Raw genomic sequence first — 22,315 nt, forward strand, 5'->3', positions numbered from 1 at the left:
TTAAATATGTGATCTATATTTACTTTTTAGACGATGACAAGGTGTTACCTAGAGTCAATGTTTCGGCAGCCTTACTATTATCTGCAACTAACAAAGATAACGGGTTGTCAAGGCTTAGTCATTTTTCTGGAGTCGATGTACAGCTCACATTCAAATCAGGAGTGAAGCATTATGTTTAAAAACCTGTTTGCTAGCCTGCAGAAAGTCGGTAAGGCGCTTATGCTCCCTGTATCGGTTCTGCCGGTAGCAGGTATTTTACTGGGTGTTGGTGCCGCAGACTTTAGTTGGCTGCCAAGTATTGTCTCTGGGATCATGGAAAGTGCCGGTGGTTCTGTCTTCGGCCAAATGCCTTTGCTGTTTGCCGTCGGTGTTGCATTGGGTTTTACGAATAACGATGGCGTAGCAGGTCTTGCTGCAATTGTTGGTTACGGCATCATGTCAGCGACGCTGGGTGTAATGGCACAGGTGTTGGGTGTAGATAAAATCGATACCGGCGTATTAGGTGGTATTCTGGTTGGTGGTGCGGCTGCTTGGGCATTCAACCGTTTCTTCCGTATCCAGTTGCCAGAGTACTTGGGCTTTTTTGCGGGTAAACGCTTTGTGCCTATCATGACAGGTTTCTGTGCTATTGGTCTGGGCTTGGTACTCTCCGTTATCTGGCCACCGGTTGGTGCTGCAATCGGTTCGTTTTCTCATTGGGCAGCGAACCAAAACCCTGTTATGGCTTTCGGTATTTACGGTATCGTTGAACGTTCACTTATCCCATTTGGTCTGCACCACGTCTGGAACGTACCTTTCTTCTTTGAAGCAGGCTCGTGTGTGAATGCGGCAGGCGAAGCGCGTACCGGTGTTCTGACTTGCTACCTCGAAGCAGATGCTATCTCCCGTGCAGCAGGTAATGGCTTTGGCCAATTGGCGGGCGGTTTCATGTTCAAGATGTTTGGTCTGCCAGCTGCAGCCATTGCTATGTGGCACACAGCAAAGCCGGAAAACCGCGCGAAAGTTGGCGGTATCATGGTTTCAGCAGCATTGACCTCATTCTTGACGGGTATTACTGAACCTATCGAGTTTGCATTCATGTTTGTTGCACCTGTGCTGTATGCTATTCACGCGGTGTTGGCAGGTACTGCTTATGTGCTGACAAACATGTTGGGTATGGTTCATGGTACATCGTTCTCCCACGGTTTGATTGACTTCCTGGTGTTGTCTGCAAACTCTCAGAAACTGTGGCTGTTCCCGCTGCTGGGTCTGGGCTATGCCGTGTTCTACTATGTTGTGTTCCGCATTGCTATCGTTAAGCTGGATCTGAAAACGCCAGGTCGTGAAGATGAAGATAAGAATGCAGCCGCTGCGGGTAGTGAGTCTGAAATGGCGAAAGAACTGGTTATGGCGTTTGGTGGTAAAGACAACATTACCGGTCTGGATGCTTGCATTACCCGTTTGCGCGTATCGGTAGCGAGCGTTGATAAAGTCGATCAGGATAAACTGAAGAAACTGGGCGCGGCAGGTGTAGTGGTTGCCGGTAGCGGTGTTCAGGCTATCTTTGGTACTAAGTCTGACAACCTGAAATCAGACATGGATGAATGGATCCGTAATAACTGATATCGATGGATTCCCTTATCTGGTGATATAAAAAGTCTGTTGATACATAAAGGAGAGCCTCGGCTCTCCTTTCTTTTTTTGGAAAATATATTCGGCTATAGCGCAACAAAGAACAGCATTAAAACCGGCACCAGAAGGCTGAGGATAAAACCGCTGACAATGGCAATAGGCACGCATTTAACACCACCGGTAGTTTGAATGATCGGCAGGGTGAAATCCATGGATGTTGCACCGCCATAACCAATAGCAGTTAATGGGTACCGGGCAATCAACAGTGGTATCAGTATAATCGCAACCAATTCCCGGGACAGTTCCAGCATAAAAGAAGCACCGCCGTACACAGGCCCTAGCGCATCTCCCATTAAAATGCCTGCCAGTGAATACCAGCCAAAACCGGATGCCATCGCCAAGCCATAGTGATAAGGTATGTCGAGTAGCCAAGCGGCTAACAGGCCTCCCGTCCAGGATGCCATTATCACGATAAACGCTACGCTCAGCCCTTTTTTATTGAGGATGATTTGCTTTAATGTCATACCGCTGTTTCTTAACTGAATACCGATCAAAAACAGCAGGATAAGAAGAATGCCTTCACTTGTTGGCTCAACCCAATCAAGGGGAATGGGAAGTAGCAACCCCAGAATCAAACCGCCACCGACAACAAACACCAACTTCACGGATTCCTTCGCCATGGCTGAGACAGGCACCGTATTTTTATGCTGTTCAGTCTTGGTTTTCAGCAGTTTATCTAATAGCGGAAGCGAGAGAAGGGTGAAAATACTAATACAGAAGAAGAAAGTCACCGCCAATAACAGGATTTGGTTTAGATTACTGGAAAGGTTATCCAGCCCTGCAAGACTTAGCCCCATCAAGCCAAGAATAACAAAGACAAGGCGGGCAGTGGACAGGTTGATCGTATCGAGCAACTCTGCGCTTTTGATGGTAATGAAATAGCCAATCACCAAAGGTAGAAAGATATAAAGCATGCCGGGAAGCATTGTATTAAGACCTTTTTGATAATAACGAAATCGCGATGAGGGTATCAGTCGCGATCTGATCAGGTCAATTGGTGTTCGGCAAGTTTGAAGGCGAAAGTGGGTATAAAGGGATGTGAAGGCTAGAAACCGCAGTTATCGATAATATTGTTTAGTTGGTGGTGAAAGTCCGTGTCATTAAGATTGGAAAGTTCATACAGGGCTTCGGCGCCAGCAAGGGTGATTTCGACATCATGTTCTTCAATCTCTGTATTTTCTGTCCTGAACAACAAAAGGTGGTTGGCCATTTTAGCAATGTTGAGATATGAAACACCATGACTGGATTTGCGCATCTGGCGGTTCGATGACACCTCAATGAAATCTAAATCAAAGCCCCAACTTTTCAGGATAAAGCTGCTAGCCTCTTTGCTCACGCTGAAGAAGACGTGGCTGGCGATGTCAAAATCAAGGTAGTTTCCTTCATCTATGTAGGTATGAAATGCCTTTACAGCACTGTAAATGCCAATGTCAGCCAGCAATCCAATAAGCAGAGATTTTTCCACTTCTAAGTGAAGGTTTTCATCGTCATAACTTCTGACCCGCTGGCAAATCAGTGCCATCGTTGAACCGAACTCTCGTGAGGCAGTTGCACTTCTCTTCAATAAAGCATTGCATTCGTGACTGAAAGGAGAGTTATTTTTCAAGGTCTGGATAGCATGAGCAGTCGCTATGCCCAAAACACGCTGAATACCCAAACGGGATACCGCCATATTAATGTCATGGCAGGGGCGGTTATTACGTGGACTGAAAACCGCCGAATTTGCCGATCTAATCACGGCTGCCGCGAGAGAAGCATCATCTAATAACAGGGTTGAAATGTCTCTGACCGTCGTGTTGGGTTGATTGCATGCCCGCTGTAATTTCACTACCACATCAGGAATAGGCGGAAGTTCCAGAGTGCCGTCTTTCAGAGATTGGTAAACACGCTGAAAAAAATCGCTTTCGATAGCGTTAAGGTACTTGTCACGGCTGGGGGATACCCAGAACAACGATAGGTGATCCATCTTTTTAGGCTCATTAACACACTGGTTTAATAGTAATTGGACTGCGTTTCAAATGAAATCCGCTTGTTGATAAATTTGAGTTTAAGGCAACCTTTGTATGGCTATCAATGCAGTTCAGTGATTGACGAACTAATGTATGGTGAAAATGCAAGGGCAGTGACATTGGGTGTTTATATTTTGAATTAATCTAACGTTTATTTAGAAACGTCGCTGCAAGTAAGCGCAATAATTTGCGTGCGCAATCATTCAGTTAACAAGCTTTAAACATAAAAATTACATCCATTAATCGTGACGAGTGTTGCAAATAAGAGACACGTTTTGACGTTGGGTGATCTGGTGCATGGTTTTCTATGCCTTAATGCGTCATCATTAATTCGCGTTGAGAAATTACAATATTTGAAACCGAGGAATTGGTTTGTTTTTTTGGGAGAAAGGAGGCACACGTGTTGGAAGTTAAAAGTGGCTTTGTTGAATACTTATCGCAATTTGGCGAAACGGAAAAACGCTCCATGTTTGGTGGTACTGGTTTTTTCGTCAGCGGAGCAATGTTCGCATTAGTCAAGGAAGATCGCATTTACTTGCGTGGTAACGACGAGTTAACGCAGCAACTTATCGACAAAGAGTGCAAGAAGTTTGTTCATATTAAGAAGAGCTCAACAGCAATCGTAAACTACTACGACATCACTGATCTTTACGAAGCGAAAGATCAGGGGTTGGACGCAATGGTAAAAAAGTCCGTAGAGAACTCGGTTGCCGAGAAAGAATACCGCGATTCCAAATCCAACAAACGTCTGCGCGATTTACCCAATTTGCGTTTGACCATTGAACGTATGCTCAAGAAAGCTGGAGTCGAAGATGTTGATACCTTCTTCTCCATGAGCCCGGAAGAGCTTTTCCGTAAAGTGCAGGAAGCGCACGGTTACGATGTTGATGTAAAACTACTTTGGATGTTTGCCGGTGCGCAAAAAGGCATGCATTGGACATTGTTGAGCGAAGAAACTAAACAACAACTGCTTCGTGCCGTTTAAAATCAATGCGTATTGATTTGTAACGTTCAAGAGCCGCACCTGCGGCTTTTTCTTTTTATTGCCTCGCTGTACCCGTCATTGGAATATTGTTAAAGTCACGAAATGACTTAAATAACCGTCGAAAAGAATGAAACTGCCCCAGCTTTCGTCCTCACTGTTAGCAGGATTGCACTGTTTTTCGGTTGTAGCTGAAACCATGAGTTTCACCCGAGCAGCAGAAGAGCTTCACCTCACCCAAAGTGCTGTTAGTCACCGGATAAAAAAACTTGAACAGAGGCTGGATGTGACATTATTTGTCAGGAGGCCCCGTCAGCTGTCGCTCACTAACGAAGGTGAACAGTTGAAGTTGGTCGTCTCTGAGCAATTTTCAGCTATCAGCCTCAAATTACTGGAGCTGAATCGGGCGCGTCCTGTTGGGGATTTCATTATCTCTGCGCCGCCGACGTTCTCACAGAAATGGCTGGTGCCGCGCCTTTCTTTGTTTGCTGAATCATTTCCAGATCTTACGCTTCATTTGCGGACCCGCAACGATCTTGTTGACTTCAAAGCGGAAGCCTTTGATTGTGCGATCTATTTTGGACACGGCCGCTATAACGGACTTATTAGCCACCATTTGATGGATGACGCCATTGTGCCGGTTTGCAGCCCATCGTATGCCGAATACCACGCGCTGTATAACGCCCCGGAGAAACTGGCACAATGCCAACTGCTCCACGATGCTGCACCTTGGGCGAGTGCTAGCCTAAGTGATGAATGGCTGTATTGGGCTAATGCAAATGGACTGGAACTTAAAGGCACCAACCACAGTTTCGATCGTGCAGACCTCGCACTTGATGCAGCAACACATGGTATGGGTGTTGCAATAGGCCGCATGGCGTATATTCAGGAATACCTCCACAACGGCAAGTTAGTTGCGCCAGTCGATAAGCCAGTCAAGTCACCCTATAGCTTTTACCTTGTGTACCGTGAAGAGCACCAGGGTAATGCAAAAATCCTCGCATTTAAGGAGTGGCTTGAAAGCCAGCTTGCCTGAATTATCCCCAAGCTACTTGTCCCTGTCTTTTCAGATCGCGTAGGTATATGCCTTTACATTAAACTCATTTTATATTTTCGCTTCTCAGATGCAAAATACGGGGATGATGATTGATTTTTAAGCGTTATTTTTGGCATGTATTGGCCTGTAACTTATAATTTATCTCGAAAATAGTGGGGGTAACGGTAACCATGTCATCCTGTTATTTTGAGCAAGGCGCTGACTTGGCGGACAGGAGCATGACGAAAAGGGCAATGGCAAAAAATACCAAAGAAGGCGCACTGCAAAGTTGGATGCTGGCCTTGAGGGAAGCGCAGTTTGCTAATTGTATTCGCTATCTTCTTGGTGCTGTCAACGGTAGTCATGAAGGGAAACAAAAGGTCGTTTGGGTATAGCAACGTTGATAGAACAATATGGTCAAACGTTGGTTGTTGAACTTATTGGACTGTCAGCGATTCACCTGCTTGATATTGAACTTGATAACCAGTTTTGAACTCAGGATGGGAGGAGAATGAACAAGAGACCAGCGTTGAAAGCGTTAATGTTAATCACATTTTTGGCGACTATTCTGGCGGGCTGCGCCATTAAACCTGCTGAAAAAGTCATCGTGTATAAAACCCGTGGTGTGATTCAGTGTGAATTCCAAGGCATGTCGTTAGCACAAAGCGAACTTCAGTTGACAGATGTGGGAGTAAAAATCATTGATTCACAGTGTGCAGTATTGGATGGGAGAGTATTTGCATCCGTGTGTGGTGCGGAAACCGGAGATATCGTGTTGCACACTATTGACCGTCGTCATGAAAAATTGGCAGAAGCGATGGGCTATCGAAATGTGCTTCAATTGAAAACACCTGACACGCCAGAAGGGTTTCAGCTGGTTGAGTGTCAGTAAAAAGGCCTCTATGTGTGAGGCCCTTTGAGTATTCTGTCGTTAGAACTTGAAGCGGGTGGTGAACATAAATTGGTCACCGTAAACGTCATTGAAACGCAGTTGGGTGCCGACAGAGAATAGCTCAGTGGCGTGGAAACGGGCGTTAACAGAGCCAAAAATCTCATCATCGTCAGCGATAGAGACGTGGCCGATTTCACCTCCCACCTCAAGCTGTGGGCTCAGCCATTGACGCAGCCCCAAACTCACTTCAACACCATATTCAGTGTTATGGTTAAAGCGACCACGTTGCTTCATCGTACGCAGACCCAGTTCACCATAAACATCTGCCCAGTTATTCACGGGTGCATGAAAACCAACCGCTGCTGTGGAATCGAAATCTGATTCGAATTCAGTGTCGATCTCTGCTCGGATGTGCGCATTAGGGTGAATAGACGTGCTGAAACCAACACCGTAAGTCACTGGGCTGATGCCAACGCGTGCTTCAAAATAATCGTAACTGAAGTTACTCATGGTGCTTTCGTTGGCAACACTCGCGGCAGAGAAGATTGCTGAAGTCGCGGCCGCCAGTACAATGCCGGCAATATTGGTTTTGCGCATGAAAGGTCTCGTGGTAAAAAATGGTGACTACTATTCTAATAGAAGTCGCTTTTGCGAAACAACATCATAGCGCTTTAATATGGCGCTATGACCGTTATTTTTGAGAAAAACAGTTGATGAAATGTGAGCGGAGTGGGTGGATTGAAACCCGTCCGCGACGGTTAAGTATCAGAGTAACTCAGTCGGTTATTACTGATGGCCTCCATAATGCGTTCTGCATTTAATACACTCACCCAGGGCAATAGGTTTGAATCGTTCTCAATCACGAAGGTCGTAAGCTGGTCAGAGACAATCTGTTGTAGGGTGCTCCCTTCCCAAGGTTTGGCGATGAAATAGTCCAGACTGGCGTGATTGACAGCCTGAACCGTCTCTTCCATACCGGCCTGGCCTGTCAGCAGCAGTTTGCGTGCGTTGTGGGTGCCAGGTGTTGTGTTTAACTCAACCAGGAAATCAACCCCCAGTTCCTCTGGCATGATGTGGTCACAGAGGATCAGGGCAAGCTCCAAACTATCGGCGGCTGCATCAGCCAGGATGTCACGGGCTTCTGCCACGGATTCTGCTGCTTCTAGAACGAAATGGCTTTCAAGCGCTGAAAGATCATTGATCACGCTATCCAGAACATCACGTTCGTCATCAACACACAAAATAAGATATCTGCTCATTTTTCCTCCATGCATGGCGAGATAAGTGGGGAGTAGGGAAGGATGACGTCCATAGCGGTGAACTCACCCGAAGAAGAGCTGACATCAATAGTACCGCCATGTTGTTCAACAATCTGGCGACAGACCGACAGCCCAATACCAAGGCCAAAATGGCCTTCGCGTTTGGTGGTGTAATTCAGTTCAAACACTTTGTCTTTAATGGCGTCAGGAATGCCGACACCGTTATCGCGCACTGTCACTTTTATCGCCTTCCTGCTGCGATAAACCGTTTCACGTGTGCTGACATGAATCTCACCGTTTTGTCCAACGGCATCGAGTGCATTCGATACGAGATTAGTCCAAACCTGTTGTAACGCAATGGGTTTGCAACGGATAGGCTGAACCTGGCCGTACTCTTTGAACAACCGGATACGTTTGATCTGGTTTTCAAACATGATCAGGGTGTCTTCAATGCCTTCATGGATATCTACCACATGCATGGTTTCATCATCCTGGCGGGCATAAGTTTTCAGGCTTTTTACCATATCAGCGATCCGTTGGGCGCAGACATGGGTGGAACGCAGCAAGCTACCTGCTTGGTAAAACATATCCCACTGGCTAAGCGTTTCATTGAAATCTTTGCCCAGTTTTTTCATCCAAAACGTGACGTCTTCGGGGGCATCAAGCCCCATATTGACGGCCTTGCGGGCAAGGTTCCGGCTTCCGAGCAAGGGCTCTATGCCCTTTGTAAGCTTTCTGGCATCTGCTGTTGACATAGGGCGAGAAAGCAGGGCATTTGCCATGATGGTATTGGCTTTATCCCGTGCCTGTGAATGCATTTCGACGTTGATCAGGGCGCCAATACTGTCCCGCAGTGTCTCGCTGTTTCGTAAAATCGCTGATATGGGGTTATTCAGCTCATGGGCAACACCAGCTACTAACTGGCCCAGCATGGCCATTTTTTCTTTCTCGATAAGCTGTTTATGGGCAAGCTCGAGTGATTGTAGTGTCTGTTGTAGTTTTACTTCTGTGGTGATGCTGCGCTTCAATCGGCGATTGAAATGACGGAGCAGGTAATTTGAGAAAAGCGGCAAAAGGTCGTTTCTGGCTTGCATCACCTGAGAAAACAGGGCTCGGTTAAGCTTTAACACTTTAGTGGGTTTGAGAGTGATACCCGTGGAGAAAGAGACATCGCCTGTTACAAAGGACATGCCGCCAATTAAACTGCCCTGACTGAGTCTGGCGACTTCATGGGAAGCGCCGGTTTCGTCCCGTTTTAATAGGGCAACTTCACCTTCCACCACAAACCAGAGAAAAGAATTGGGCTTGCCTTCATGGGTCAGGATGTGGTTTTCACTGTAGAGCCGGCTGACATGGTGTCCGCTGTTTTGACTAAAGTAATCGGCGATGCCATCGATCAATTGTGTGGAGAGCTCTTCATCAGAAACCCCCAGTGACGATTCAATAAATCCGCTGCGGTAGGTGGCCAGTTTCCTTTCTATATGGGCATCTAACAGGCGGCGTTGATCCAGCGTGTTGCAGTACTTGAGTAAGTCATCCTGATTGAATTCCAGTACATATTGCGTCAATTCTTTTTTTGCTAGATCCCGGATTTCATTTTCCACCCAGGGTTTGGTCAGGCAGTAGTTCAAGCGACCTTCGTTGACTGCCTGCATGATTTTGCCCAAATCCGGTTGATCGTTCAAAAGAACTGTCCGTGCGCCTCGGGAGGCAGGATGATTATCGATGTTGATAAGCAGGTTAATACCTTCATTGTCACCCAGGCTATGATCGCAAATAAACAAAGCGATATGTCGCCCCGCTTGGTGGAGCTGTTCGAGTGTGTTGTTGGCAATGTAGGCAGAGCCGGCACAAACGACATCAAAGGTTTCAGCGAAAACCGAGAGTTCACGTTTAATACGTGCTAAAACGGAAGGGTCGTCGTCCAGACAAAGGATGACATTGGCATTCATTCTCTTACCCTAAGTTTGTTTTTTATGAGTGTATCTTTTCCGGCGTCTTTACGTTGAGAAGAGGGCTGCAAACTGGCAGATATCTTCTGAAATCCTCCTCACTGCATAGGGTTATGTGAGCCAATGAGGTAAACTCAGACCTAAATCACAGATGCCGAGTCAGTTGGAGTAGAAATGATATTTGGAAAATATGCGGCAATAGCGGGAGCTGTGGCGGTTGCTGCAGTCTGGCCGTTTGCAACGGGCCAGATTGGGCAGTCGCAATACCAAGCCGAGATCGAAAAGGCCCAGCTACCTTATCTCATCATAGAAAACGTCAAATACGATCGTGGTTATCTCTCGTCCGATGTTATCACCCGGTTCTCACTGACTGGCGCAACCAAGGCGTATTATGAAGAGGAAGGCCTGCCGACAACGTTCTCCGTGGTCAGTCAGGTCAACCATGGCTTTTTGAGTGTGAGTTCGACCTCTTCACTGGAAATGACACCTGACGTGAAAGCACTGAGTGAAGCATTCTGGTCATCGGATGAATCACCATTCGTCTTGGAGACCCAAACATCGATTTTTGGTGATACTGAATACCACATGACCGTACGTGCCATTAATGGTGGGGACAATGAAATCACAGTGATGACTTCACCGATAGACATTACCGGGACAGCGGATAGAGAGGGCAACATTGTCTACCAGCTGGATATGTCAAGTGCTGAGCTGATTGGCGTTGAGAGTGAAAAATTGACTTTCAGCAACATCACCGGGCAGGGTCAAGGCAAGATGGTGGATGAAATGTGGGTTGGCAAACAGGTGTTCAATACGGCCAGTGCCAGCCTGACCGATGTCACAGGCGTGGTGGCCACCATGACAAACCTGATGCTGGATATTGACAATAGCCTGATTTCAGCCAGTGGTGGCGATGTGGCAACGGCTGTAGCATCTGATTTGCGTATCTCCAATAACAACACGTTTTCGTTCGAGAAGCTGGATGTGCCTCAGACCCTGACGCTGGACAACTTCACGCTGGGTATTAACTTCAAAGATCTTGATTACAGTACCATGTTGTCCCTCGTCAATGTGGCGGATTCCATGAGCGCAGAGCCGACAGAAGATGAGTTAATGACATTGATGACGTTGCTCGACAGGTTGGTGGAAAAAGGCATGACATTTGAATTGTTGCCGTTGGCAGTTAAAACGCCTGAAGGTCAGGTGGATGCCAAATTTGAACTGAGTATTGAGCCTGGTCTGGGCAGCGTGACGCAAAACATCGGTGCGTTGATGTCGAAGCTGCAAGGCAATGTGTTTATGAATGTGCCAGCGGTGTATGTGCATGACGTACCCGCCGTAGCAGCGTCCGTGAATAATCTGGAGCCATATGGTTTTATCAGCGAAAGTGAAAAGGGTGTGACCCTTGAAGCTAAAATTGAAGGTGATGAAGCCGTATCGCCAAGTGGAGAGCGGATCCCTCTGGTCCTGTTGATGATGATGTTTATGTAAAACACCATACCGACAGGTGATAATGAAAAACAACAAAGCCGGTCCAAAGTGACCGGTTCAGATTGCTGACTAACCCCGCTTTTTCAAGCGGGGTTTTCTTTTGTTAGCGGCCGAAGGCCGCGATCGCGCTATTTTTCCATATTGTTATGTTCAGGCTGCTTTTAGCCCATAGACGCTAAATTGCGTCACTATCTGGACTATTTGCCGTGTATTGAGCCCGATTTTGCGAAGATAAGCCTCCAGTAAGGCTATCTTCTTGATGTTTTGCGCTGCTGCCGCCAACCAGCATTGGATTTGTACTTTCAACAGACCACGGAACCTCGCATAGCGATGGCCATGATGTTGTTTGGCATCTGCGAAGCTTCGCTCCACCGTCTCTGCCCGTCGTCGGTACACTTTCTTTCCCCAGGCTGTCAGCCTCAAGGCATTGGCATTCTCTACCGATTTCTCGAACAGGTGCCGGGTTATCACCCGTTTGTGATTCTTGCTCTTGGTGCAATCATCGCGCAGCGGACAGGTTTTGCATATCTGTGGGTCAGAGTGATACTCGCGGTATGCCTGACGGTTGGTGGTCTTGTAAACCAGCTCCTGTCCCTGAGGACAGAGATAGCGGTCCGTCTCTTTGTCGTAATGAAAGTGCTTTTTCTTGATAGGATTCTTCGTACGGTGCGGCCGGCGGTATCCCATCACCGGCAGGATTTGGCGCTGCTCCAGTTCATGGCAGATAGTCGCGGTGAAGTAACCGGCATCAAGCCCGGCGGCAACAGGCGAGAGCGTAAAGCGCGCTAACGTGGTATCCAGACGGGCGATATACGGTTGGGCGTCATTCACATTGCCTGGCGTGACATGGGTGTCGAGGATGATGCCGTGTTTGCCGTCGACGGTGCGATGGTCAAGGTAGAAGAAGCCCTGTGGTTTTTGGTCCCGTGTCATGAACCCGCTGTCTGGGTCGGTGGTGCTGACTTTGGTGTTTTTCTCAATGTGACCATCTTTCGGTTTGAGTGGGCGTTTTCCTTCTGCTGCACGGTCAGCGTCAACCGCTTCATCTAACAGCTCGGCATAAGCACTGACGTTTTGTTTCACCAGTTCGTTACGGTATTTACGCTTGTTGGCATTGGCTTTCAGGTGAGTGCTGTCGGTAAACAAGACGCGTCCCTCGACCATACCTTTGCTCATCGCCTGTTCGACGATACGGATGAAGATGCGTTCGAACACGTCGGTATCATTGAAGCGACGGCGGCGATTCTGGCTCAAGGTGGACGCATCAATCACCTTTTCAGTGAGTGACATGCGAAGGAACCAGCGGTAAGCGACATTGACCTCGATGTCTTTGACGAGCTGGCGTTCACTTTTAACACCGAAGAGGAAGCCTAGGAGCAGGATTTTGAACAGGCGAACGGGGTCTATCGCAGGACGGCCATTGTTGTGGCAGTAGAGATGGGCGACTTCGTCGCGGATAAACTCAAAGTCGACGGCAGCATCGATTTTGCGAACAAGATGGTTTTTGGGAACCAACTGTTCGAGTGTCACCATCTCGAATTCATATTGCTGAGGGCCAGGGTCTTTAAGCATGTCACCACATCCATGATTGATTTGCTTATCCCTTATTAGATCAAAGCCCCAGCCAAATGGCCAGGGCTTTGTCAGCAGTCTGAGCCGGTCCAAAGTGACCGGTTTTTGTTTTTTACATGAAACTTTTCGTACAAGTCGCCTTTCATTTGTGACAAAGGATAAAAATACTTCTGTCATCACTAGTAATTTTGTTGGCTTGGTCAACACTGATAGGAATATATCCTAACAATCTGAAATCCTGCCTCTTCAGGTAGTCTGGGTGTAAACACAGAGATTTATCCCTGTTTTAACAACATCTCATATAACAATTAAGGGGGATGCATGGAATCAATTAAAGTGAAAGATTACATGAACAAACGACCTGTTACCTTCACCGTTTCCATGCCGCTTTCCAGCGCGTTGGAGAAAATGCTCAGTGCCAACCAAACCGGTGGGCCGGTTGTTGATGACAGAAATAAAGTGGTTGGATTCCTTTCTGAGCAAGACCTCATTCATAAACTGCTCAAAGTCGGCTATCACTGCCAGGACAGCGACAACGTTGCTGATTGTATGAGAAGTGAAGTGAAGGCTGTGCTGCCGGATGATAGCATTATCAGGCTTGCAGAAGAGATGATGCCGACAAAACCGAAAGTTTACCCTGTGATAGATGAAGACGAGCGTCTGGTAGGGGTGATTTCGAGACGCGATATATTGCGTGCCATTGCTGCGCAAATAGATGATTGTTTCCACCACCCTGTCTAGTTGTTCATAAAAACTGAATATGCTGTTTCAAAGAAGGTGCTTGAGGCACCTTTTTTTCATGGCATGATAGCCCGCAGCTTTAAACACTATCGAATGCCACATAAAGCAGGTTCTTTGATGTCAGATCAACACCAGGCCAAATTTGTAAATGGCGCTATCATGCGGCATATCACTGTGATGTCCACCTCTGGTGCGGTCGGGCTCATGGCACTGTTTTTAGTCGACCTTGCGGATATCTTTTTTATCAGCCTATTGGGGCAGGTTGAGCTTGCTGCTGCAGTGGGGTTTGCCGGTACGATTATTTTTTTCTCCACGTCTGTTTCTATTGGTACATCCATTGCCATGGGTGCCTTGGTCAGCCGGGCTCTGGGGGCCGGTCGCCGGGAGGAAGCGCGTAAAATCACTGGCAGTGTTATGGTGTTTGCCGCGTTGGTAAATATGGTAACTGTTGGGGTGATCCTGACGTTTCTCGACCCGATCCTTACCGCGATTGGCGCGGAAGGGGAGGTGGCAGAAAAAGCCAGTGATTTCCTTTGTATCCTGTTACCCGGCTCGCCACTGATTGCGATGGGAATGGCCGGTGGTGCTGCGTTACGTGGTGTCGGAGATGCGAAACGTTCTATGGCGGCGACACTGGCGGCAGGCGCAACGAATGCGGTGCTTGACCCGCTATTTATCTTTGGCCTCTCAATGGGGTTGGAAGGTGCAGCCATTGCGTCACTGATATCTCGCTTTGTCATGTTCGGCGTCGCCTTCCAGGCCGTTTATCGTAAACACGATCTGGTGGTGATGCCGCAGATTGATGATCTGAAAAAACACCTAAAAGCGATTGTTAACATCGCAGGTCCGGCTATTATCACCAACACGGCAACACCGATTGGAAATGCGATTGTCACCGCACAAATTGCCAAGTTCGGTGCCGATTACGTGGCTGGTTTTGCGGTTGTGGGGCGATTACAGCCAGTGGCATTTGCATTGATTTTTTCCCTTTCCGGCGCAGTAGGGCCAATCCTGGGGCAAAACTACGGTGCGTTGCGGTTTGATCGCGTAAGGCGCACGCTGACAGATTCGGTTAAATTTGTGGCGGTATACTGCATCAGTGTTGCCATCCTCCTGTATTTTTCTCAGGGTCTTGTTATTGACGCCTTCAGCCTGGAAGGCAACGCCGTCACTATGGTGACACTCTTTTGTACCTATATCGCGATCACGTTTATTTTCAACGGCACTTTGTTTGTCTCAAATGCTGCTTTCAACAACTTGAGTCGTCCTACATGGTCCACCATGCTGAATGTCGGAAAAGCGACAATTGGCACCATCCCATTTGTGTATATCGGCGGAGAGCTTGCGGGAGCTGAAGGGGTGTTAATTGGACAGGCTGTGGGTTCCGTGCTGTTTGGTCTGGCCGGTTACTGTCTGGTCCAGCGTCTGATCAATCAACTGGCTGCTGACCATCAAAAGAAAGCCGGTGACAAAGTGCTTCATTCCCCAGAGCCGGAAGCAGGGTTGGCTAGCGGTTATGAGCTTACGGCTAAAGAGCACAAGGACCGGCTTGAAAAGGCACCTCCGTTTCGCACTTCACACCTACGGTAAATGGGAAACAGACGTTGCCTGACAGCATCTTTACCATTACTGGAATGGCTCAGTGTCATTGTGTAATCCGGGGGGCGATATTGGAAAGGTGCCCCAAACTGTCTACTATTCACTGCATTTTATTGATCTAATTCAGTAACTCATCATGGTATTGCGCGCAGAATAACCATGTTGCCCGCAAAAATGCGTGGGCGTTTAGCTTTTAAGGGACTACAAGCGATTATGCGCATTCAGGTAAAGTATATATTTCCAATATTGATACCGTTATTGGTGTTGGTTCTTCCGGCGTCTGCCTTTCCATTCGATACACTCACTGTGATGCAGCAACGCGCGATTGCACTGTTTTTGCTGGCGGCGTTGTGTTGGGTATTAGAACCCATACCCATTTACGCCACATCAGTGGTGGTCATTGTGTTGGAACTGTTATTCCTTTCTGACAAAGGGTTGATCTGGTTCCGTAGTGATGCCGGATCAACACAGTTTGGTGAGCTTTTGCAGTACAACACCATTATGGCAACCTTTGCCAGTCCCATTATTATGCTGTTCCTGGGGGGATTTTTCCTGGCCATGGCGGCAACCAAATACCGGCTTGATATCAACCTCGCACGCGTGCTGTTAAAGCCATTTGGCAAAAAGCCGCAAAGGGTGATGGCAGGGTTAATGCTTATCACCGCGATCTTCTCCATGTTTATGTCAAACACTGCCACCACTGCCATGATGCTGGCGATCCTGACGCCAATTCTGGCGTTGTTTAAACCCAATGATCCAGGAAAGATTGCGTTTGCATTGTCGATTCCTGTCGCTGCAAATATTGGGGGGATTGGTACGCCTATCGGGACGCCACCGAATGCAATCGCCCTCAAATACCTGACGGGAGACAACCTGATTAGCTTCGGAGAATGGATGGCGTTTGCAGTGCCGTTTGTGGTGGTGCTGATGCTGTTGGCCTGGTTCCTGCTCTGCTTACTGTTCCCTTCTGATGAAAATGAGATCACACTTTCCATCAAAGGTAAGTTCCTGAAAACGCCAAAAGCGATCACTGTATATGTGACATTTACAGTCACCATCTTGCTTTGGCTGATGGGGTCCAGCCATGGAATGAACGCATACACCATAGCCTTGATCCCTGTCGCGGTGTTTTCTATGACCGGTATTATCAATAAAGAAGATCTGAAAAAAGTCTCATGGGATGTGCTTTGGTTGGTATCTGGCGGTTTTGCCCTTGGTCTTGCTCTGGATAAAACCGGTTTGGCGAGACTTCTGGTGAACAGTATTCCTTTTGAAAATTATGCACCGGAAATGGTGTTATTTGGCGCGGCGGTGCTTTGCCTGGTAATGGCTAACTTTATGTCGCACACCGCAACGGCAAACCTGTTGATGCCAATCATGGCGGCACTGGGGAGCTCCATGGCGTCTTTGTCGCCGCTGGGAGGCGAAACAACGTTGATTTTGGTGGTCACGTTTGCGGCATCGCTCGGTATGTCGCTGCCCATCAGTACTCCACCCAATGCATTGGCGCATGCAACAGGGCATGTCAGCAGCAACCAGATGGCGAAAGTTGGGGTGATTCTGGGGGTTGTCAGTGTCGCCCTCAGCTTTGTCATGGTCTGGATTCTACAGATGGTGGAATTCTTTTAATGGTATACCAAGTATCTTCAGATCGTTTGGGTATAAATAGGGAAAACAGATGGAAAAAGTGAACATCGTATGCGTGGATGATCAACGGGAAGTGCTCAGTGCGGTACTTAAAGATCTTTCCCCGCTTGCCGTGGCGTTTCACATCGAAGATTGTGAGTCTGCTGACGAAGCACTGGCACTGTTCGATGAACTGGATGCAGAAGGCGAGCACGTGGCCCTCATCATTTCGGATCACGTCATGCCTGAGAAAACCGGGGTAGAACTGCTGACAGAAGTCTCGCTCGACCCGCGCTTCCGTTTCACGCGCAAGGTGCTGTTGACGGGGCAGGCAACACATGCTGATACCATTGAAGCGATCAATCATGCCCGTATTGAACGCTACTTTGAAAAGCCCTGGCAGGCGGAGATATTGCTGGAGGAAGCCAAGCGTTTGGTGACTCACTATGTCTTCGATGTCGGGTTAGATTATCGTGAGTATGCCGAGGCGCTTGATACCCAGACAGTGCTGGACAGGTTGAAATAAAATATACACTTGAGGGCTTGACATTGGAGTTGTCTCCAAGGTTTATACTGATGGCATATCAGACTAGGAGAGAAGCCTATGTGCCATTCATGCCAATCAGTAAAATGCCAAAATCCCGAACAGCATATCCGTCAACCAGACGCAAAAACGGATGCATGTTGTGTGTCAACAACAACCAGTACAACATGTTGTACAACCACAGAGAAACCAGACGGGGAAACTGACGATCCGGCGCCCCAGGGCTGTTGCAGCAGCACATCTTGCAACAGCCAGTCTGAGTTCTCTGAACCTGAACAAAGCCCGCTTTCGTCATCTGACAGCCTTTCATGGCGAGTCACTCATATGGATTGCCCGAGCTGCGCTGCCAAGCTGGAAGCGGCGCTGGGCACTCTGGAGGGTGTCGCATCTGCCCAGGTGCGCTTTGCTACCGAGAAACTCATTGTCACATTAGACAAGCCATATACACCGGCACTGAGACAAGCGATTGAAGATAAAGCCATTCAAACCGGCTTTCCATTGGTCAACCTTGGTGGCCCTCAACGTACTGAACAAGCAGTTTCTGGGTTTGCCAGACTAAGAAAAGACGCCTTGTTGGTGTCACTGACGACGGTGATGTCGCTGGCCGCGATTCTCTCCCAATGGCAACCACAAGCCGGAACAATACTTTTCATGCTGGCGACGATATTGGGGCTGCTTCCCATCGTGAAAAAAGCGATTACGCTAGCGCGCTCCGGTTCTCCCTTTTCCATTGAAACTCTGATGTCGGTTGCGGCATTGGGCGCGCTCTATTTAGGCGAAACCGTAGAAGCGGCCATGGTATTGGTGCTGTTTCTCATTGGTGAGCGGTTGGAAGGTTACGCCTCTGCGAAAGCGCGTGCAGGCATTCAGGCATTAATGGCGCTGGTGCCGGAATCGGCTATCCGTGTTTATCCAGATGGTCGTCGAGAATCTGTTCCGGTTTCGTCATTGCAACCTGGTCAAGTGATCGAGATAGCACCGGGAGGACGTTTACCCGCCGACGCTGTACTCCAAAGTGGTACAGCAAGTTTTGATATGAGTGCGCTGACCGGTGAGTCTATTCCTGTTGAGAAGGAGCAGGGCGAGAAAGTGCCAGCTGGTGCGATGTCGGTGGATCGCGTTGTCACACTAGAGGTGGTGTCAAAACAGGGCGAAAGCGCCATCGACAGGATTTTGACCTTGATTGAAGATGCGGAGTCACGCCGGGCGCCAGTAGAGCGTTTTATCGACAGGTTCAGCCGCTGGTACACTCCATTGATGATCTTGGTTGCTGCTTTGGTAGTGGTGATTCCACCGGTGATGTTGGGCGGGAGTTGGGATACCTGGGTGTATCGAGGCCTTGCCCTGCTATTGATTGCCTGCCCGTGTGCGCTGGTGATCTCTACCCCTGCGGCCATGACATCCGGTCTGGCAACAGCGGCGCGGTATGGCGCGTTAATCAAAGGGGGCGCAGCACTGGAAGCACTCAGCAATGTTGAGTGGGTAGCGTTTGATAAAACCGGCACCCTGACAGAAGGAAAACCCGTTGTTACTGATGTGTTGAGTTGGGAAGGTGATGAAAACAAGCTGTTAGCATTGGCAGCGGGCGTTGAGCAAGGGTCACACCATCCACTTGCGAAAGCTGTGGTTGCCATGGCAACTTCCCGAGGTATTGCGCCCAGAGTGGCACAAAACATCCATGCCACTGCCGGAAAAGGTGTGGCAGGGGAGATAGACGGTCAGTCTATTGAAATGATTGCCTTGGACAAGCTGCCCGACAACCGGGTGATAGAAGCGGAGCAACAGCAGGCCGCACAGCAAATGGCCGATGAAGGTAAAACGGTGGCAATCGTATTTGCGGATGGGAACGCCATCGGTGCACTTGCCTGGCGTGATGAACTACGTGCTACGGCTAAGGATACCATTGCGGCACTAAACCGCGCTGGCGTGAAATCCGTGATGTTGACGGGCGATAACCCGCATGCAGCGGCTGGTCTTGCCCACCTGCTTGGTATGGATTTCCGTGCCGGCTTAATGCCTGAAGGTAAAGTGGATGCCATTCGTGAAATGTCAGCGACAAGTCGGGTGGCGATGGTCGGCGATGGCATTAATGATGCACCGGCGATGAAGTCCGCAACGATTGGTATCGCCATGGGGGGCGGCACGGATGTTGCACTGGAAACCGCAGACATTGCACTGAGCCAGAACCGGATAGAGCACATACCTTCTGTTATTGCATTGTCACGTGCAACCATGCGGAACGTCAGACAGAATGTGGCGTTGGCGATTGGCCTGAAAGCGATTTTTTTGGTGACCAGTGTGTTGGGGCTCACTGGCCTTTGGGTTGCCGTGCTGGCAGACAGCGGCGCAACAGCCATTGTGACCCTGAATGCCCTGCGTCTACTTCGCTTTAAAAACAAGGGGTTGAGAGAAAAAGTGGTATAAAATAATGATGAAGGTGCCGCATTTTCGCATCAATCAAAGTGATCTGTATCATTATGAAGTGAAATGTATTGAAATTAAAATGCATTAAAAGTGAGATTAATCACTTTAATTTCTGGATCACTTGGTATGGTGGGAACCCGTTGTATTTTGTCGTGAGAGGGCTGGCACAGATGCCGGCTTAGAAGGAGTCAATAATGTCTGAGCAAACCGTATTCCACCTGGGTGTGAGCCAATCTGATCTTGAAGGTGCAACCATGGCGATCATTCCGGGCGATCCTGCCCGTGTTGAAAAAATTGCCGCACTGATGGATACACCTAAATTTCTGGCAAGCCATCGTGAATATACCCTGTTTCTGGGTAAGTTGGATGGTCACTCAGTGGTGGTTTGTTCAACCGGCATTGGCGGCCCTTCAACCTCGATTGCAGTTGAAGAGCTGGCACAACTGGGTGTGCGTACTTTCCTGCGTGTTGGTACGACGGGGGCGATTCAGCCAAACATCAATGTGGGTGACATCATTGTAACGACAGGCTCTGTCCGTCTTGATGGGGCAAGCCTGCACTTTGCGCCAATGGAATTTCCAGCAGTACCAGACTTTGATGTGACAACGGCAATGAAGCAAGCCGCTGAGGAATCAGGTGTGGCAGTGCATACAGGTGTCACAGCATCGAGTGATACTTTCTACCCAGGCCAGGAGCGTTACGATACCTTCAGTGGGCGTGTTGTGCGTCGCTTCCAAGGCTCAATGAAAGAATGGCAGGAGATGGGGGTACTGAACTTTGAGATGGAATCTGCGACATTGTTGACCATGTGTGCAAGCTCTGGTCTGAAAGCAGGTTGTGTTGCCGGTGTGATTGTCAACCGCACACAAAAAGAGATCCCAAGTCCAGAGTTGATGGCAGACACTGAAGCCCGCTCTATCAAAGTGGTCGTTGAATCGGCACGTAAACTGCTGACTGCGTAATCTTTCATTCACAGAAAAACCGACGCATTTGCGTCGGCTTTTTCATGTCTGTTGGTGTCTTAAAGGCCAATCAGTTAAACAGGCCTTTGTCATGACCACCTGCGCGCAGGAACCACTCATAAAGGTGGGTTTTCAGGTCACCCAGCTGGTCCGGCCCAATCAATGCCAGCCCTAAATCCGTTGCACGGGTAATATCATGATGGCGCAAAGGGCGGAAACTGACCAACATCGCCCTGGCTTGCAGGCCACCTAACAAGTCACGGATCGATTCAAGCTTATAAAGGGTATCGTCACCATCGCTTGACATGCCTTTAGTCTTACATTCAATAATGTGAAGTTTGTTGTTTACAACCGTTGCCACATCTAATTCGTTCCGGACTTCTTTGTCGCCAATCTTCCGGTAAACCTGAACGCCCAGCGATAAATCCTGAATGGTGAGCAGCTCATGCTGGATTTCTTCCACCACGTGGTGAACATACCACTCCAACCATTCGCCATTGGCAAAGCGTCGGGCAGCTTCGCTTGAAAATGTCAAAACGCCGTTGTGGTAAGTTGATAAGCCTGCTTCATTCAGATCATCAATCAATATACCCAGTTCACGGTAGCCCTGTTGTTTTTCGCTTAGCTCAACGTCCAGCCTTTGTTCTTTGCGGCAGGTGGTTGCCAGGTAGTTCAGTGTTGCCAAGCCCGGGCCCAATTCGTACGCATTGCTGGCCCATTTGTGCCCCAGAGTCTCAATGGTGGTATCCAGCACGCTGCGGATATCCTCTTCCGGCAGCTCGCAACGGGCGCCAAAAATGGTCAGATAATCACTGATATTGATGTGATCTTCTACTTGTTCTTGTTTTTGGCCATCAGGGTACAGCCAACAAAGCTCGTCGCTAAACGGTTCAATCACATAAATGGGCCAGTGGTAAGTGCGGAAAATTTCATAAGCGGTTAAAAGGCGGTGACGCAGCCCACAACTGGCATTGAAAAAGACGTCGTTGCATTCATTTTTCAGACGGCGCGCTAGCGCTTCAATCTTACTTTTGATCAGCGGGATATTGATATCTGAGGGGATAAGGAATAATTCTGTTTTAACCCCTTTGGGCGACAGCACTTTGCTTAGCTGTTCGTACTGGGGGATTTGACATTCAACGCCAATAAAAATCACTTTTTCGGCCTTGGACTTTCGGTGCAGCAAGGCGGTGACCAACCGGACAGGATCTTGGTCAATGATACCGACATGTGTGGCCATAATCACTCCGTTAGGAACGAACAGAAAATATTTCGTTCTTATTCCTTATTGTTCTTCACACTAATATCTGGGCATCGGTCGCAATATTCAAGTACTTACTTGCAAATTCCAGCGAAAAGCAGCGTCGCTTTGTCCGGATGCTGAGAACAACCAAAGAACAATTGAGAAAAGTTGGTACGACTCTCCCTCATTTTCCTACCATTAATAGTGTCATTTGTGTCAGTAACGAGATGAGGTTGCGTTAACGTGATAGAAACCTGTCTCAGAAATTCTCAATGTTGAGCATTACATACAACTAGCCGGGTAGAGATAAGA

At 48.3% G+C, this 22,315-nt stretch carries 19 protein-coding genes; 12 read left to right on the forward strand and 7 right to left on the reverse strand.

Features of this window, described 5'->3' with window-relative positions; translation table 11 throughout:
- Positions 1-171: 171 nt before the first annotated feature.
- The gene (gene ptsG, locus AC6IB1_RS08080) at positions 172-1,602 is read left to right on the forward strand and encodes a PTS glucose transporter subunit IIBC (RefSeq protein ID WP_497568574.1); all 1,431 of its coding nucleotides are present in this window, start codon (positions 172-174) and stop codon (positions 1,600-1,602) included.
- A gap of 95 nt (positions 1,603-1,697) precedes the next feature.
- On the opposite strand, the gene AC6IB1_RS08085 is transcribed toward ptsG, so the two are convergent.
- Positions 1,698-2,597 carry a LysO family transporter gene (locus tag AC6IB1_RS08085; RefSeq protein WP_497568575.1) on the reverse strand — a complete coding sequence of 300 codons (900 nt, stop codon included), beginning with the start codon at positions 2,595-2,597 and terminating at the stop codon, positions 1,698-1,700.
- Positions 2,598-2,716: 119 nt separating this feature from the next.
- The gene (locus AC6IB1_RS08090) at positions 2,717-3,637 is read right to left on the reverse strand and encodes an HDOD domain-containing protein (protein ID WP_497568576.1); all 921 of its coding nucleotides are present in this window, start codon (positions 3,635-3,637) and stop codon (positions 2,717-2,719) included.
- Between the two features lie 443 nt (positions 3,638-4,080).
- Here AC6IB1_RS08090 and AC6IB1_RS08095 point away from each other — a divergent pair, with 443 nt between their 5' ends.
- The 4 genes from AC6IB1_RS08095 to AC6IB1_RS08110 all read left to right on the forward strand — a co-directional run bounded on the left by AC6IB1_RS08095 (position 4,081) and on the right by AC6IB1_RS08110 (position 6,590).
- Positions 4,081-4,665 (forward strand): TfoX/Sxy family DNA transformation protein, encoded by a 585-nt coding sequence (locus AC6IB1_RS08095; protein WP_497568577.1) that lies wholly within the window; start codon positions 4,081-4,083, stop codon positions 4,663-4,665.
- Between the two features lie 127 nt (positions 4,666-4,792).
- Positions 4,793-5,698 carry a DNA-binding transcriptional regulator DsdC gene (gene dsdC / locus AC6IB1_RS08100; protein WP_497568578.1) on the forward strand — a complete coding sequence of 302 codons (906 nt, stop codon included), beginning with the start codon at positions 4,793-4,795 and terminating at the stop codon, positions 5,696-5,698.
- Positions 5,699-5,937: 239 nt separating this feature from the next.
- On the forward strand, positions 5,938-6,093 hold the full coding sequence (locus tag AC6IB1_RS08105) for a hypothetical protein (protein WP_497568579.1): 156 nt from the start codon (positions 5,938-5,940) through the stop codon (positions 6,091-6,093).
- Between the two features lie 116 nt (positions 6,094-6,209).
- Positions 6,210-6,590, forward strand: coding sequence for a hypothetical protein (locus AC6IB1_RS08110; protein ID WP_497568580.1), 381 nt, complete (start codon positions 6,210-6,212; stop codon positions 6,588-6,590).
- Positions 6,591-6,629: 39 nt separating this feature from the next.
- Here the strand turns inward: AC6IB1_RS08110 and AC6IB1_RS08115 are convergent, their stop codons facing one another.
- The 3 genes from AC6IB1_RS08115 to AC6IB1_RS08125 all read right to left on the reverse strand — a co-directional run bounded on the left by AC6IB1_RS08115 (position 6,630) and on the right by AC6IB1_RS08125 (position 9,801).
- Entirely contained in the window at positions 6,630-7,187 is a 558-nt protein-coding gene (locus tag AC6IB1_RS08115) for a hypothetical protein (protein ID WP_497568581.1), read from the reverse strand.
- 161 nt (positions 7,188-7,348) lie between these two features.
- Positions 7,349-7,849 (reverse strand): response regulator, encoded by a 501-nt coding sequence (locus tag AC6IB1_RS08120; RefSeq protein ID WP_497568582.1) that lies wholly within the window; start codon positions 7,847-7,849, stop codon positions 7,349-7,351.
- Positions 7,846-9,801, reverse strand: a complete 1,956-nt coding sequence (locus AC6IB1_RS08125; protein WP_497568583.1) for an ATP-binding protein — start codon at positions 9,799-9,801, stop codon at positions 7,846-7,848. The genes AC6IB1_RS08120 and AC6IB1_RS08125 overlap by 4 nt, the downstream gene beginning before the upstream one ends.
- A gap of 174 nt (positions 9,802-9,975) precedes the next feature.
- Here AC6IB1_RS08125 and AC6IB1_RS08130 point away from each other — a divergent pair, with 174 nt between their 5' ends.
- Positions 9,976-11,292: a DUF945 family protein gene (locus AC6IB1_RS08130; RefSeq protein ID WP_497568584.1), complete on the forward strand. Its 1,317-nt coding sequence runs from the start codon at positions 9,976-9,978 to the stop codon at positions 11,290-11,292.
- Positions 11,293-11,442: 150 nt separating this feature from the next.
- Here AC6IB1_RS08130 and AC6IB1_RS08135 read toward each other — a convergent pair whose 3' ends face one another.
- The gene (locus tag AC6IB1_RS08135) at positions 11,443-12,864 is read right to left on the reverse strand and encodes an IS1182 family transposase (protein ID WP_497567121.1); all 1,422 of its coding nucleotides are present in this window, start codon (positions 12,862-12,864) and stop codon (positions 11,443-11,445) included.
- 321 nt (positions 12,865-13,185) lie between these two features.
- On the opposite strand from AC6IB1_RS08135, the gene AC6IB1_RS08140 reads away from it, so the two are divergent.
- The 6 genes from AC6IB1_RS08140 (at position 13,186) to udp (ending at position 20,760) form a co-directional block, all read left to right on the forward strand.
- Complete coding sequence (locus AC6IB1_RS08140; RefSeq protein ID WP_497568585.1) at positions 13,186-13,605, forward strand: CBS domain-containing protein; 420 nt, start codon at positions 13,186-13,188, stop codon at positions 13,603-13,605.
- A gap of 117 nt (positions 13,606-13,722) precedes the next feature.
- On the forward strand, positions 13,723-15,195 hold the full coding sequence (locus AC6IB1_RS08145; protein WP_497568586.1) for an MATE family efflux transporter: 1,473 nt from the start codon (positions 13,723-13,725) through the stop codon (positions 15,193-15,195).
- A 222-nt stretch (positions 15,196-15,417) separates the two neighbouring features.
- Positions 15,418-16,833 (forward strand): DASS family sodium-coupled anion symporter, encoded by a 1,416-nt coding sequence (locus AC6IB1_RS08150; RefSeq protein WP_497568587.1) that lies wholly within the window; start codon positions 15,418-15,420, stop codon positions 16,831-16,833.
- A gap of 49 nt (positions 16,834-16,882) precedes the next feature.
- Complete coding sequence (locus AC6IB1_RS08155) at positions 16,883-17,356, forward strand: response regulator (protein ID WP_497568588.1); 474 nt, start codon at positions 16,883-16,885, stop codon at positions 17,354-17,356.
- A gap of 78 nt (positions 17,357-17,434) precedes the next feature.
- Entirely contained in the window at positions 17,435-19,798 is a 2,364-nt protein-coding gene (locus AC6IB1_RS08160) for a zinc/cadmium/mercury/lead-transporting ATPase (RefSeq protein ID WP_497568589.1), read from the forward strand.
- A 194-nt stretch (positions 19,799-19,992) separates the two neighbouring features.
- The gene (gene udp, locus AC6IB1_RS08165; protein ID WP_497568590.1) at positions 19,993-20,760 is read left to right on the forward strand and encodes a uridine phosphorylase; all 768 of its coding nucleotides are present in this window, start codon (positions 19,993-19,995) and stop codon (positions 20,758-20,760) included.
- Positions 20,761-20,830: 70 nt separating this feature from the next.
- On the opposite strand, the gene AC6IB1_RS08170 is transcribed toward udp, so the two are convergent.
- Entirely contained in the window at positions 20,831-22,000 is a 1,170-nt protein-coding gene (locus AC6IB1_RS08170) for a Card1-like endonuclease domain-containing protein (RefSeq protein WP_497568591.1), read from the reverse strand.
- Between the last annotated feature and the right edge of the window lie 315 nt (positions 22,001-22,315).

Source organism: Grimontia sp. THUN1695 (assembly GCF_059704325.2).

Excerpts from the sequence above, each read along its gene's own strand:
- ptsG (WP_497568574.1), top strand. The coding sequence starts at position 172 with ATGTTTAAAAACCTGTTTGCTAGCCTGCAGAAAGTCGGTAAGGCGCTT.
- AC6IB1_RS08085 (WP_497568575.1), bottom strand. The coding sequence starts at position 2,597 with ATGCTTCCCGGCATGCTTTATATCTTTCTACCTTTGGTGATTGGCTAT.
- AC6IB1_RS08090 (WP_497568576.1), bottom strand. The coding sequence starts at position 3,637 with ATGGATCACCTATCGTTGTTCTGGGTATCCCCCAGCCGTGACAAGTAC.
- dsdC (WP_497568578.1), top strand. The coding sequence starts at position 4,793 with ATGAAACTGCCCCAGCTTTCGTCCTCACTGTTAGCAGGATTGCACTGT.
- AC6IB1_RS08105 (WP_497568579.1), top strand. The coding sequence starts at position 5,938 with ATGACGAAAAGGGCAATGGCAAAAAATACCAAAGAAGGCGCACTGCAA.
- AC6IB1_RS08110 (WP_497568580.1), top strand. The coding sequence starts at position 6,210 with ATGAACAAGAGACCAGCGTTGAAAGCGTTAATGTTAATCACATTTTTG.
- AC6IB1_RS08115 (WP_497568581.1), bottom strand. The coding sequence starts at position 7,187 with ATGCGCAAAACCAATATTGCCGGCATTGTACTGGCGGCCGCGACTTCA.
- AC6IB1_RS08120 (WP_497568582.1), bottom strand. The coding sequence starts at position 7,849 with ATGAGCAGATATCTTATTTTGTGTGTTGATGACGAACGTGATGTTCTG.
- AC6IB1_RS08125 (WP_497568583.1), bottom strand. The coding sequence starts at position 9,801 with ATGAATGCCAATGTCATCCTTTGTCTGGACGACGACCCTTCCGTTTTA.
- AC6IB1_RS08130 (WP_497568584.1), top strand. The coding sequence starts at position 9,976 with ATGATATTTGGAAAATATGCGGCAATAGCGGGAGCTGTGGCGGTTGCT.
- AC6IB1_RS08135 (WP_497567121.1), bottom strand. The coding sequence starts at position 12,864 with ATGCTTAAAGACCCTGGCCCTCAGCAATATGAATTCGAGATGGTGACA.
- AC6IB1_RS08140 (WP_497568585.1), top strand. The coding sequence starts at position 13,186 with ATGGAATCAATTAAAGTGAAAGATTACATGAACAAACGACCTGTTACC.
- AC6IB1_RS08145 (WP_497568586.1), top strand. The coding sequence starts at position 13,723 with ATGTCAGATCAACACCAGGCCAAATTTGTAAATGGCGCTATCATGCGG.
- AC6IB1_RS08150 (WP_497568587.1), top strand. The coding sequence starts at position 15,418 with ATGCGCATTCAGGTAAAGTATATATTTCCAATATTGATACCGTTATTG.
- AC6IB1_RS08155 (WP_497568588.1), top strand. The coding sequence starts at position 16,883 with ATGGAAAAAGTGAACATCGTATGCGTGGATGATCAACGGGAAGTGCTC.
- AC6IB1_RS08160 (WP_497568589.1), top strand. The coding sequence starts at position 17,435 with ATGTGCCATTCATGCCAATCAGTAAAATGCCAAAATCCCGAACAGCAT.
- udp (WP_497568590.1), top strand. The coding sequence starts at position 19,993 with ATGTCTGAGCAAACCGTATTCCACCTGGGTGTGAGCCAATCTGATCTT.
- AC6IB1_RS08170 (WP_497568591.1), bottom strand. The coding sequence starts at position 22,000 with ATGGCCACACATGTCGGTATCATTGACCAAGATCCTGTCCGGTTGGTC.